Below are 12,984 nucleotides of genomic sequence, written 5' to 3' on the forward strand. Positions count from 1 at the left end.
ATCTGAATAAATAATAAGGGAGAGGATGTAAATATGCTGAAGATTTCTTTACCGGGCAGAGGGCAGACCCTCGAATTGGAAAATCTGCTGCTGGATCAAAACGGAACTATTACCTGTGACGGGGTATTATTGCCCGGGGTCAGCCAGCGGGTTAAAGCTTTAAGTGAAAAACTTAAAATATACTTGCTGACAGCCGATACGTTCGGATCAGCAGCCAAGATTGCGGAAGAATTGGAGATAGAATTGTTCAGGGTCAGTCCGGAACAAGGGGGAGAGGACAAGAGGGATTTTGTGCAGACCTTGGAACCAGCTAAGACGGCAGCTATAGGTAACGGCTATAATGATCATATGATGCTGGGTGAAGCCGCTTTGGGAATAGCTGTGCTTGGCAGAGAGGGATGTTCTACTCTGGCACTGAAGCGATCCGATATTGTGGTCAGCAATATTGAGGATGCCCTGGATCTATTATTAAACCCGCTGCGGATTGTAGCTACCTTGCGAGCTTAGGTCATTAAGAATCGCTTCTATAAGAGCGTCGACTATTTTGGCATCGAGTTTGCCATCTCTGGCTTCCTGCTTTAAGATGTTAAAGGCGTGTTCCTGGTTCATAGCAGGCCGGTAAGGACGGTCGGTAGTTAAGGCATCATAAATATCAGCCACGGTAATGATTTTAATTTGCAGACTTAAATCGTTTTCGACCAGACCATCGGGATATCCCGATCCATCAATTTTTTCGTGATGATTCCTTATTAATGGCATTACACTAGCAAAACTCTTTAAGGGAGAGCAGATGTTTTCTCCGGTCACCGGATGGCTTTCAATAATCTTTCTTTCTTCATCATCAAGCCGCCCCGGCTTATTGAGAATCTGCTGGTCTATGCCTATTTTGCCGATATCATGAACCAATCCTCCGATACGTAATTCCTCCAGCAAATCATTTGCCAGACCGAGTTTTTTGCCCAGCATGACTGCATATTGGCTCACCCGTTCACTATGACCTTCCGTATAGCGATCCTTCGCTTCAAGGGTACGCGCCAATGATATAACCACATTTTCCGTATTTTCCACGGCGGCGGCATATTCTTCTTCGACAGCCGCAATTCTGCGGGTCAGATCGCTGGTGGCGTTGTGGTAAGCCTGGTCCATCACGTATACCCCCAGAGACATGATGAAAAACAGCCCCCCTCCCAGGAAAATTAAATGGGTATTAATCTGCCAGAGGAGACCGGAAAGATTATCCAGGCCGTTGAGGAGAGTAAACCCTGCCATCAAAATGCTGAGAAATTTATAGAAGGTATTCATTTCCAGCCGGGATATCTGGTAAGCAACTACAGCGTTATAACTTAAAACCAGGAATATACATACGGAGCTTACGATAATCCAGTTATGATTGTGATATCCAGCTAATTTTATGCCGATAAACGCAAGGCCCAGCGTGGTCAGAATAACCATGAGGTTTGGATAAAGGCTGTAAGATGGTTCGATTCGCTTTCTCAGGCTGAGAAAATATACACTGAAACTCCAACCCATAAAGAATAGACTTAACCATTCCAAATTATTATTCATTGTGCCTTTGCGGGTCAGATTTGTCGCCAGAGCAGAGGGATGTAGAAAGGGACAGCAGGATAAAGAGGGCGAATTGGCGTTTGTTTTCTATTAGCCAGTAGCGTGTAAACATGCGAATAATCGAAATAATAGTCAGGCTTAAAGACACCCCGAATATTGCCAGTGATATTAAATCCTCTATTTTGGTAACACTTGACACAAAATTATACCCTCCCCGGCAGCATGAAAGTAAAATTTGAGACGGTGGTCAATAAAAACTCCCGCTGAAAATATTGCAACGGGAGGTTTATAATTTCTTTGTGATAAATAAATTTACCGGCCTTTGAAGTTGGCTTCGCGGCGTTCGATAAAGGCCTTAACCCCTTCGGCTGAATCTTCACTTTTCATTATAGGTATGATGTCGGGTAAAAGCCGTTCCAGGGCTTTCCTGGTTCCGTCCACTCTGGCCAGCCGGGCTGAACGCAGAGCTGCCTGAACTCCAAGGGGGGCCTGCTTGGAGATTTTGGTGGCCAATTCTAAAGCCCGCTCGAATTCCTGGCCCGGTTCAGTTACTTCCTGCACCAGCCCTAAACGATAGGCTTCCTGGGCGGTAATCTCATCGCCGGTCAAAAGATAACGCATGGCATTAGCCCAGCCGATTTCCTGGAACATACGCACGGTTGCGCCTCCTACCGGGTAGATGCCGCGTTTAACTTCAATTTGTGCCAGGCGCAGGTTGGAAGCGGCCACTCTTACGTCAGTGGTTAAAAGCATCTCAAAACCGATGGTGTAGCATATTCCTTGGGCGGCCATAACCAGCGGCTTGCTGAGCCTGCGGTCCTCATCCAGGCCAAAGGGGTCAATCATGCCTTCAGGGATATCAGGAGACTTGCCTTCAGCAAAAACGGGAGCCCATTGCACCAGGTCCAAACCCGCGGTGAAATGATCGCCGTGCGCAAAGAGCAGCCCGCAGCGCAGATCAGGGTTATTATGTAATTCACCATAAGCGGCTGCCAGTTGCCAGTACATATCCAGGTCCAGAGCATTACGTTTATCGGCACGATCCAAGCCAATTAATAGAACATAACCGTCTTTCTCGACAGATATCTTTTTAGCTTCCATTTAGTATAACCCCCATCTATATTCCTTTCTTTTAATGTTTATATATAAAATATCAATAGTCAAGGTAAATAACTCAACTTTCACATTAAATAAACCAGGCAATCAATGCTTCAGCCACCGCTTTTTTAAGCCAACGATGGCTGTTTAACAGGGACTCATATTTATTCAGGGTACCGGCTTCAAGGTTCGATCTTCCCAAAAGATCATACATCTCATCCAGAAGGGGTTGAAATTCCTGGACCTGGCCGGGTGCTTTAACCCTCACCAGTGCCTGCAGGTAATTCATATGATCATCGCCGGGAGTTGCTTGCTCGAATATGGTCTGATGAGAGATCATGCTCGGTTTTTTCACTTGTTTCCCCGGAAATCTTTTGAGGGCTTTTTTCCCATTCCTCTTTAGTGAGATAGTATGCTCGTCCCTGAAATGTCTCACTATCGCATATTTCAATCTCTTTATTCTCAATATAAAATTCATCTCCAGAGGTTACTGCCCGCAGCCAATCGCCTTCGCGAAGGTCAATATGAGGATAAACCGCTATGTAACGACGTTCACTATATTGATCCTTATTGCGCATCCCATCTATCTCTTCAATTTCAGTATCATCGCGGATAATTATGAATTTTTCGCCAGCCATGTCCATGATGGCTTTTAGCACCGGATGAACCTGCATAAAAACATCTTCCTTTCTTAAACGTGCTTTCATTATTTTATCAAGCCAAACGCACATGCTCAAGTAATGAACCTGGCCGATAAAAGAACAAGATTGCCTCGCTGTGCCTGCATAACACTATAGATATCGCTGCCCACGCCCCCCAGGCTCTTATCCGCAGCCTTTTATGAAAAGCTACTTATACATAAAACAAAACCCGCCGCCAGCTTATACAGCTTGCAGCGGGTTCCTGCCAGAGCCACTTACACTTTGTCTTAGACCCGGACTCCGTAAAGGTAGCCCAAATAAAATAATAAACCGATGGCGACTACATGCCAAACCCACCATCCAGCCCTTAGAAATTCAAAGGTGCCCAGATCGTAGTCTTTTGTTTTTACTTCATTGTTTTCATGTTCGTCCACTGTTAAATAGCCTCCTTTTGATTTTAATCTATGTTTTTATACCTGTAATTACTATTGCCCGCACTTAATCGATTTATGCAGAAAAATTTTCCTAATTAGGATTTGACAAGCCTCCAATATTAAATACAATGGTCTTTATAATTATGGAAAAGTTTGCACAATAATGTGCACACTACATAAGGAGGCTCATATATGAATCAGATACGCAGAGATTTGCTTAATCCCAGCCTGCAAAAAATATTGAAATCATTCCGTTTGGATAAAAATTATATAAGCGGTCAGGGCAGCTATTTACAGGATGAAGAAGGCACAAGCTACCTCGATTTTATATCTCAATACGGGGCTGTGCCTTTTGGTTATAATCCGGAATTTATTTGGCAAAAGCTGGACGAGGTTCATCGCCGGCTGTTACCAAGCCTGGTGCAGCCTTCGCTGCCGGGCGAAGCTTTGAAACTTGCCAACATGCTGGCCCAAATTACACCGGGTGATTTATGCTGCTGCACTTTCTGCCAGAGCGGCGCCGAAGCGGTGGAAGCATCCATAAAACTAGCCCGTTCCGCCACAGGCAAATTATATATAGTTTCCGCCAGCAACAGTTTTCATGGCAAAACCTTGGGAGCACTATCAGCAACAGGCAAGGATTCTTATCAGGAACCATTTTTTGCTCCGGCGCCAGGCTTCATTAGGGTACCCTATAACAACCTGGATTCTCTCAGGGAATTATTTGAGGCTCGAGCTGATGAGATTGCGGCGGTTATTCTGGAACCTATTCAAGGCGAAGGCGGCATTATCGTAGCCGCTGACGATTATCTCCGAGGGGTGCGCCGCCTGTGTACCGAGTATGGAGTGCTTCTGATTATGGATGAGATTCAGACTGGGCTAGGAAGAACCGGAAGACTTTTCGCCTGCCAGTATGCAGATATTGAACCGGATATCATGCTTCTGGCCAAAGCATTAGGCGGAGGTATGTTTCCCCTGGGGGTTTGTATAAGTTCTCCGCGGGTATGGAATGACGACTTCGGCATGCTGCATAGTTCAACATTTGCCAATAATAATATTACCTGTGCAGTCGGTATCGCCGTATTGGAAAAGCTGCTGGAAAACGAAAAAGAGATAATTGAACAGGCAGCCCATAAGGGTGATTACTTACTGGACAGGGTCAGACAGCTGGCCATGGACTACCCGGATGTGATTAAGGAAGTCCGGGGACGCGGCCTGATGGTAGGGGTGGAGATTCATGATTTAAGCAATAACGGCTCATATGATATAAGCTTTATTATGGACCAGGGCGGATTTACGGCTTTATTGGCCGGTTTCCTGTTGAATGTTTACCAGATTCGCCTGGCGCCGTTTTTAAATGATTCTATGACGCTAAGGTTAGAACCGCCGCTAACCATAACCTATGCAGAGATCGACCGGGTTTGTGACGCCCTGGGGGACCTTTGTCAAATACTGCATTACCATGATTACCAGTCTCTGTATCGCTATCTTATCGGTGATTGCCGCCGCATAAGCAAACCTGTGGATTATCGCGGTTTTTGCCGTAAAGTTCAAGCCTCACGTTTGGAGGAGAACGAAAACCCCCAGGAATGTTTTGCTTTTGTCATTCATTATCCTGCCCCTGAGGATGTAAGTATTAACAATCCCTCGTTTAATAGTTTCAACCGCCAGGAACTGCTAAATTTTTTGAGTTGGCAGAGCACTATGAGTAATCCAGGTGTGGCCTGTTATATGCCCGCGATTAAATCTAAAAACGGTAAAATCGCTCATGGTTGGCTGATAGGGGTCCCTCTCGGCGGACGAGAAATCATGCGTCTGCCGCGGGAACATTGTGTAGAAGTTATTACCAAAGCCGTAGATATGGGACGTGATCTTGGCGCAGGAATCGTAGGTTTGGGAGCTTTGACATCCGTAGTGACCGCTGGCGGCCGTGCTGTGCAGGGGCGTGGGGTAGGCATAACCAGCGGCAATAGTTTTACTACCTTGATGGCCATGGAAGCGTTATTCTTAGGGGCCGATAAAATGCGTATAGAAGCCTCTGCAGCCAGGGCGGCGGTAGTCGGGGCAGCAGGTTCTATCGGACGGGCCTGCGCTTTGTTGCTGGCGGAAAAAGCCGCTTATATAACCCTTTTAGGCAATCCGGAGAAACCATCCAGCAACAAAAGGTTGGAGACATTGGCAGATGAAATGGTGCAGCTGGCGCTGCGCCGGCTGCAGGAAGAAAAGTACGGTGGTTTAAGCTCCTGGATTCTGCAAATAAAAGAAATGCTTTTGGCTGACCTAAATCCTGAGGCTAAGGAGTTACTTGACTATTTTGAGGAACAACCAGGCTTGGCCATTCTGGAAAAAGCATCAGATTATCTGAGGATAGCCTGTCCGGTCAATATCAGCATTGATATTGATGATTGCTTGCCTGAGTGCGATCTTATAGTTGCGGCCAGCAATTCTCCAGAGTACTTGATTTACCCTCAGCACATGAAGCCGGGAGCTGTAATCTGCGATGTAGCCCGCCCCGCAGACGTTTCACCCGAAGTCTTACAGAACAGACTTGATGTACTGGTTTTAGAGGGGGGGCTGGTTCAATATCCTGATGAAATAACATTTGGTCCTAACCTTGGATACCGTAACGGGGTAAACCTGGCTTGTTTGTCAGAAACAGTTCTGCTGGCACTTGAAGGCGATTATAATGATCACAGTATTGGGAGTAAATTGTCCATGGAGACGATGGAGTATTTCAGATACCTGGCTGATAAGCATGGCTTTGGTTTAGCAGGTTTGCGCATGGGCGGCCAGGAAATTAGCGATGAAGAAATTGAAGCAATTTACCAGCGTTCTCTGCAGCAAAAAACGCATACCCTTGCTAAAAATAAGACAAAATGTCTAGAATTAAATAGGCTTATTTAAAATAAGATCAAAAACTGTGTAAGGTGGGAAAATAACATAATGGATTTGCAAGATATTACTATACGTAAGAATGGCAAATGGTATTATGGCCAGGCCGAAATGTTTAGGCGTAATATCCTGAATATACTTGCAGCGCATATTGAAAAAAATGATGACGGCAGTTATTGTATTAAATTGGGCGATGATATGAATCCTATTACAGTTGAGGATGTTCCTTTTTTAGCTACGGGTTATCTTGAAGAGGAAACCGGAATAAAACTGGTTTTCCATGATCTGCAGGAGATGCCTTTAAACGAGGAAAAAAGGTTGATTTTAAAAGGAGAAGTGCCTTATGTTTCCTTCCGCTGGGAAGCTGATACCCGTCTCAGCCGGGGAGTGTACTGGAAGCTAAGCCAGTTCTTTGATTTCAGAGGAGAGGAAATCTATATCGTCCCCCCGGAAATCAATAAGTGACCATTATTTAAGTCCAAAAACCTGCTTGATCGAATACTGGGGATAAAAAAAGGGGGCTTAAAGTTGAAGCCCCGCGCAATATGGTTATACACCTTTGTGTATATCCCCCCTGAATTATAGAATATATGCAAAGATCATGCCTATTTTAACATAAGTGCTGATAGGGGTTATATTCATGGTTGTGATTGCCTGGTCTTTGCCTGCGAGCATGACCCGTATCAAAATAAAGACAGAAAACGTCTCAAAAAGGAGAATCGATTCTCAAATATGAGACGTTTTTATTTTTGTATAGGAAAATATAAAATGATAACGCTGGTTGCTCGGAGGGCGAATTCTTTCTTGGCCAACCGGCGGGATGGATGATCAGCGGACCCCGTGCCGGGAGGATATAACCATAAATGAAAACAGCTTGAGTACAAATTATAAATAAAATCTATGCTTATCTGTTTAAAGGTGACTTATATGGGCGGGACGAAAACGTGATTCATCTATTTGCAGGGCCTGATCTACCGACTCCAGCATGGCCTCACGATCTCGCGGCAATAAACCGCTTATATTCCAATAATTAGCAACATGATCGCTTAAAACCATCGTATTTTCACAAACGAGGTTCTCAACTAACAGGCGGATTTCCTGCAATGCTTCATGAGGAGTGAGCAGTTGAAAAAGCCCATTTTTATAATCATCATACAGAGGTGTGCCGGGTATTGGCACATAGGTGCGGATGCGTATGAAATCCGGACTGAAAGCACTTAAAACTCGGGCGCTGTTTATAGCATGCTCTTGAGTTCTGTCCCTGCCCCCGATTCCAGTCAGATAATATTCGCTGGTTTCTATCCCCGCCTCTTTGAGTTTTTTGCCTGCGGATATGATCTCTTCTGAAGAGGTGCCTTTTTGAATGCGGGCCAGAACCACATCATCCCCGCTCTCCATACCGGTGTGGACCCTGGACAAACCCGCTTCCTTAAGCCTTAGCAGGTCCTTTTCACTTTTCTTATTAATATAGCGCGCCGACCCATAAACGGTGATTCGCTGCAAGTGCGGGAAAAGGCTGCGGGCATGACTGAATATCTCCAAGAGCTGATCGGTTTTCATTATAATAGTGTTGCCATCAGGGAAAAATAGAGAATAAATGTATTCTCCATAATATGCCCGCGCGGAATTAAGATCTTCAATAATCTCAGCTACGTCGCGGAGTCGAAATTTTGTGCCCTTATACATGGGACAAAATGTGCATTTGTTATGGGGGCAGCCAATGGTTGCTTGAATCAGCAGACTCTGGGCTTCGCTGGGGGGGCGATAAACAGTACCTTCATAACGCATTATTTATTCTCCTATGATAGTTTCCAAATAATTGTTTCCAGATTACCAGAAAAACAAAATAAATAAAAGTGACTATTAGGGCAATAAATCATGGGTTTATACTCAAAAAGAGGTTGTTTTTCATTGGATTTGTCTATATTATAAAAATAGTAAATTAATAAAATGGGCTAGTTATAACCATTAAATGGAGTATGATAATATGCCAGTCCGGGTATTGATCGTAGATGATGATGAACGGGAAAGAATTGTGCTCCGGTATGTATTGGAACAGATAAAAGATATAGATATTGTGGGCGAAGCTATCCATGGTCTGGAAGCGCTTTTGTTATGCCAGGAAAAAAAGGTCAATCTGGTTTTCCTGGATATCAGCATGCCGGAAATGGGCGGTATGGAGACTGCATATAAGTTAAAACAATTAAAAGAACCTCCGCTGTTTGCTTTTATAACTCAGAAGAAAGATATGGCGGTAGAAGCATTTGAACTGGGAGCACTTGATTACATAGTTAAACCTATTGAACAAGCCCGCATTGAACGCACAATTGAAAGAACCAAAAACCGTATAGCTCATCAGGATATTATCGAAGAGATGGTTAAAAACAAGCTTAAAGAGCGTATTGACTTCATGCTGGAAAGCTATAAAAGCTTTGAGGTTTATTCCAATCGGTTGCCGGTTCGTGAAAAGGGCAAGATCAGTTTACTTAACCAGGATGATATTGTGTTCTGTGAGAGCCAGGGAAAAAAAGTTTTCATATGTACAAATAACGGTGGGTTTATGACCACATTTACCCTTAACGAATTGGAAAACCGCTTAAACACCATGACCTTTTTCAGGGCCCATCAGGCCTTCATAGTTAATTTAAATTATGTTAAAGAGATAGTGAGTTTTACGGAAGGTTCATATGTCCTGCATCTTACCCATACCAACAAAAATATTATTCTCAGTCGTTCGCGCGCCAAGCTGCTTAAAGAGAAAATGGGTATACAATAAACGAAATATACCGAAAAACAATCAAACCATACCTAAAAACCTACAAATTACGCCTGTTATTTAACGAATATATAATATTATCATGTAATTAGGTGTATATGAGAAACCAAGCCCCAAGCCTTCTGGCATATGATGGGATGAATGATTGGAGCCCGGCGGGCCTAAAATACGGATAATGTTGTCCAGCAGGATTGTTCTACCAAGTATCCGGCTATTTCAACCAAGTGTTTCATATATAGAGAAAAAAATCACAAAATGATTTATATTAATTATAGAAGAGAAGAACGAAAAATTTTAAGAAAAGGAGGGAATACAGTTTACAAGGTCAAGCTGATTCCGGGACGGCAAGTGAATCAGCAAGGATAGATAAAAGTTTCCTCGGTTTTAGAGCATAGTAGTCGTCCATGATAAGCGGGATGTTGTCCGGCCTTTAAGATTGGAGTGATGCTCATGATACCGTTCTATAAACTGGAACGTTATGAGGGTAATGAAGCCCTGTTTGATCTGGTTACAATGTCAATAGTATCGTCATACGTTGGCGAACCATTACATCTGCACGCAGAGGGATTAAGAGGAACGGGTAAAACTACTATTATGCGGGCAGCACGGCAAATATTGCCCCGCATAAAGAGAATAAAAGGATGTATATATAATTGCGATCCGGATGATCCGCATTGCCCGCATCACCGCGACCTCGACCCCGGGGAAATCGAGAGCCTGGGAGTAGAGTATATACCTATGCCTTTTTTGGAGATATCACATTCCACCAAAGTCGGTACTGTGGCCGGCAGCATTGACCTCAGCAAGCTGACCGATCATACTACACCGGAAGCGCAGTTGCTTCCCGGCATTATTCCCCAGGCACACCGGGGGATAATATTCATTGATGAAATCAACCGTCTGGCAGATACCTCTCCGGAAATAACCGATATATTGCTTGATGTTATGGGTAATAAACCTGGCCATCTGCAGATTGAGGAGGCGGGACTGCCGGTGGTGGATATACCCGTAAGCGTATCCATTTGGGCTGCTTCCAACCCTGACGAAGATCCAGGACCTCTGGAAGAAATACGCCGCCAGCTCTCCGACCGCTTTGATATGGTATGTTATATGGGGCGTCCGGATTCATTGGATGTTTTATCACATATGCTGGAAGAAAACTCCCATATTCATCGGGTTCAGAAAGGCCAGCAGCGCAAAAATGAGGAAAACGATCTGAGTAAAAACGATGTTTTCCGCAACAACATAATGAAATGGGCCGAAATGTATGAAAGGACAGAACTGCCTGACTTTTTAAGGAATTTTATTGCCCGTCTCTACATTAAACATAACCTGGAGAGTATACGCGCTATAGAAGCTATGCAGCAGGGAGCGGTTTTACACAGCGTTATTCGCAATCGTGACAAAGTACAGGTAAGTGATGTAACCTATATGATTCCGCTCGTTCTGAAGCACCGTGTGGATAACGATACCCTGATCAAGATGATTAACGATGTGGACAGCCGCAGCGGCAAAGAAGGAATCTTGAATTTCAGAGGACGTAAGAACAAGAGTAAAGAGGAGGATACCGAGTACTTCCAGCAAAATGCCCGGGCATTAAAAGACATGCACCGAGGTGAGCTGGTTAATACCGAGAAATCTTTGACCCCGAACGAATACTAAAGGGGGTGCTGTCTTATGCTGGGAGAGGGAACCAATGTAGATAAGGCGGCCTCGGTAGGCAATTATTTAAATCTATATTTCGGACAGAACCAGGGAATAAGACTGGGCGAGAGTACTGTGGTCAGCCGCAGGGCCCATGCCCGTATGCCCGAGAAAAGGGTAAAGGGTCAGATTAAGATCCTCACCAATAAGGATGCTGGTAAAACCTATCTTGATTACGTCGATGTAGACCAGATAGTGCATATTGACGTATATCACCGCCCCGGAGAAATCGATCCGCGTGATGTGGCCAGGGTCATTTTTTGGGGACTTGACGAACATTTTCTACAGAAGGATCCGCAGCTGCAGTATGCAGAAGACGAACGCTTTAAAACGGTCAGCGATTATGCCAACCGTATATATATTACGACCAATCGCGGCAAGGGACTGCTCTATGACCTTTTTCAGGACGTGGTTAAACCTTACCAGGAAGGCGATGAGGGGTGGGACCATGTTCATATACTGGCCCGTCTTAATCGAGAGGAATATTTTATCGTTTATGTAATTGCCGAAGTTGTGGAAGAGATGGTTCTGGCATCTGAAATCAAGCTTGCCAAAGTGAGAAATATTACTCACGGCAACCAGAAGGAAGAACGTGAAAGCTATGCCGGTTATATCAAATTGCCCTGGAAAAATTTTAAAGGACAGCATGCCCGACAGCTTCCCGATAAAGAAAATGTTAACCAGTTGATCTTGAAACTGGCGGAAAAGTTTGGCGGGGTAGATGAAATAGAAGAATTCATGGAGAGTTACTCTACCAATATTTTTAAACGCAAGGGAATTGAACAGCAGAAGAAAAAATGGGGCGATGTCGAACATGATGTGGAGCAGCTTGAACAACTGGGGCTGTTAAAAGATACTCCCTTCGGCAAGATTTTAACAAAACAGGGTTTTCAGCTTAAAGAGTATGTTATTAATCATAAATGTGAACTTGAAACGGAAATAAGGCGCAATACCCGCAAAATGCCGGGAGGCGGAGGGCGCTTTAAAAAGCTGGGCAAGGTTGATCAAAAGACCTCACAGGTGCAGTACACTAATCGCAATAAGACCATCAATGATCAGGACGGCAGCTGGTCAGGCGATTTGGCTGTGCCGGAAACGGTTATTCAAGCCAAAAAAAATTCTTTTCTGCGCGGTGACGATCATTTTACCATCCAAAAAGAGGATTTGCACTACTATGAAAAGAAGAGCTATGTTCCGGTCGATGTGTGTTTGTTAATAGACGCCAGCGGCAGTATGGCGGGAGATAAGAGACAGGCCGCCTGTTTCCTGGCTGAACACCTGCTGCTTTCCGGTAAGGAAAAGGTGGCGGTAGTTACTTTCCAGGAACGCAGCAGCAATGTGGTGGTTCCCTTTACCCGGAACCAGAAAATACTGAGTAAGGGTTTATCAACTATAGCCCCGGCCGGGTTGACCCCCCTGGCAGATGGAATTGTGACTGCGGTTAACCTGATTAAAGACAACCGGGTGCGCAATCCCTTAATGGTCCTGATAACAGATGGCATCCCCAACATTCCGCTTTGGACCATGGATGCTCTGGCTGATGGGATCGAAGCTGCCGGCCGTATTGCCGAAAATAAGGTGCGTTTTATTTGTATAGGGGTTGAATCCAACCGCTACTATTTGGAGAAGGTAGCCAACCGGGGCAATGGGGTATTATATCTGGTTGACGATTTGAACAAGGATAACCTTATCAACATCGTGCGCCAAGAGAAAAAGAATATGATGGAAAGCAAAAAACATATGGCGTAAAGGGAGAACTAACCACAGATGGACACAGATTAGTGAATGCGATTATAGCCAGGCTGGAAGCAGCTTTGCTTTAATAACTCCTCCTTCATGATGAGCACCCTCGGGTGCTCACTTTTTTATTGTA

At 44.5% G+C, this 12,984-nt stretch carries 13 protein-coding genes; 6 read left to right on the forward strand and 7 right to left on the reverse strand.

What is annotated here, in order from left to right:
* Positions 1–33 precede the first annotated feature (33 nt).
* Positions 34–507 carry an HAD family hydrolase gene (locus tag JCM14374_RS07150; protein WP_054695396.1) on the forward strand — a complete coding sequence of 158 codons (474 nt, stop codon included), beginning with the start codon at positions 34–36 and terminating at the stop codon, positions 505–507.
* Here JCM14374_RS07150 and JCM14374_RS07155 read toward each other — a convergent pair.
* The 6 genes from JCM14374_RS07155 to JCM14374_RS13485 form a co-directional block, all read right to left on the reverse strand.
* Positions 469–1,566 (reverse strand): HD-GYP domain-containing protein, encoded by a 1,098-nt coding sequence (locus JCM14374_RS07155; protein ID WP_054695398.1) that lies wholly within the window; start codon positions 1,564–1,566, stop codon positions 469–471. The genes JCM14374_RS07150 and JCM14374_RS07155 overlap by 39 nt on opposite strands.
* Positions 1,559–1,765: a hypothetical protein gene (locus JCM14374_RS07160; protein WP_054695404.1), complete on the reverse strand. Its 207-nt coding sequence runs from the start codon at positions 1,763–1,765 to the stop codon at positions 1,559–1,561. The genes JCM14374_RS07155 and JCM14374_RS07160 overlap by 8 nt, the downstream gene beginning before the upstream one ends.
* Positions 1,766–1,878: 113 nt before the next feature.
* Positions 1,879–2,667: a crotonase/enoyl-CoA hydratase family protein gene (locus tag JCM14374_RS07165; protein WP_054695406.1), complete on the reverse strand. Its 789-nt coding sequence runs from the start codon at positions 2,665–2,667 to the stop codon at positions 1,879–1,881.
* A gap of 85 nt (positions 2,668–2,752) precedes the next feature.
* Positions 2,753–2,953 (reverse strand): hypothetical protein, encoded by a 201-nt coding sequence (locus tag JCM14374_RS07170; RefSeq protein ID WP_054695408.1) that lies wholly within the window; start codon positions 2,951–2,953, stop codon positions 2,753–2,755.
* A gap of 4 nt (positions 2,954–2,957) precedes the next feature.
* Positions 2,958–3,401 carry a hypothetical protein gene (locus JCM14374_RS07175; protein ID WP_157049014.1) on the reverse strand — a complete coding sequence of 148 codons (444 nt, stop codon included), beginning with the start codon at positions 3,399–3,401 and terminating at the stop codon, positions 2,958–2,960.
* Positions 3,402–3,592: 191 nt separating this feature from the next.
* The gene (locus JCM14374_RS13485) at positions 3,593–3,739 is read right to left on the reverse strand and encodes a hypothetical protein (protein ID WP_157049015.1); all 147 of its coding nucleotides are present in this window, start codon (positions 3,737–3,739) and stop codon (positions 3,593–3,595) included.
* A gap of 192 nt (positions 3,740–3,931) precedes the next feature.
* Between JCM14374_RS13485 and JCM14374_RS07180 the strand changes: the two genes are divergently transcribed.
* Both JCM14374_RS07180 and JCM14374_RS07185 read left to right on the forward strand, forming a co-directional pair.
* Positions 3,932–6,643, forward strand: coding sequence for an aminotransferase class III-fold pyridoxal phosphate-dependent enzyme (locus JCM14374_RS07180; RefSeq protein ID WP_054695412.1), 2,712 nt, complete (start codon positions 3,932–3,934; stop codon positions 6,641–6,643).
* A 39-nt stretch (positions 6,644–6,682) separates the two neighbouring features.
* Positions 6,683–7,096 carry a DUF1285 domain-containing protein gene (locus tag JCM14374_RS07185; protein ID WP_083453940.1) on the forward strand — a complete coding sequence of 138 codons (414 nt, stop codon included), beginning with the start codon at positions 6,683–6,685 and terminating at the stop codon, positions 7,094–7,096.
* 447 nt (positions 7,097–7,543) lie between these two features.
* Here the strand turns inward: JCM14374_RS07185 and JCM14374_RS07190 are convergent, their stop codons facing one another.
* Positions 7,544–8,419 carry a radical SAM protein gene (locus tag JCM14374_RS07190; protein WP_054695417.1) on the reverse strand — a complete coding sequence of 292 codons (876 nt, stop codon included), beginning with the start codon at positions 8,417–8,419 and terminating at the stop codon, positions 7,544–7,546.
* Between the two features lie 199 nt (positions 8,420–8,618).
* Here JCM14374_RS07190 and JCM14374_RS07195 point away from each other — a divergent pair, with 199 nt between their 5' ends.
* The 3 genes from JCM14374_RS07195 to JCM14374_RS07205 all read left to right on the forward strand — a co-directional run bounded on the left by JCM14374_RS07195 (position 8,619) and on the right by JCM14374_RS07205 (position 12,860).
* The gene (locus JCM14374_RS07195; RefSeq protein WP_054695420.1) at positions 8,619–9,407 is read left to right on the forward strand and encodes a LytR/AlgR family response regulator transcription factor; all 789 of its coding nucleotides are present in this window, start codon (positions 8,619–8,621) and stop codon (positions 9,405–9,407) included.
* 450 nt (positions 9,408–9,857) lie between these two features.
* Positions 9,858–11,069, forward strand: a complete 1,212-nt coding sequence (locus JCM14374_RS07200; protein WP_054695425.1) for a magnesium chelatase ATPase subunit I — start codon at positions 9,858–9,860, stop codon at positions 11,067–11,069.
* Between the two features lie 15 nt (positions 11,070–11,084).
* Complete coding sequence (locus tag JCM14374_RS07205; protein WP_054695428.1) at positions 11,085–12,860, forward strand: vWA domain-containing protein; 1,776 nt, start codon at positions 11,085–11,087, stop codon at positions 12,858–12,860.
* Positions 12,861–12,984 lie beyond the last annotated feature (124 nt).

The organism is Syntrophomonas palmitatica JCM 14374 (assembly GCF_001311885.1).
Lineage (GTDB): Bacteria > Bacillota > Syntrophomonadia > Syntrophomonadales > Syntrophomonadaceae > Syntrophomonas_A > Syntrophomonas_A palmitatica.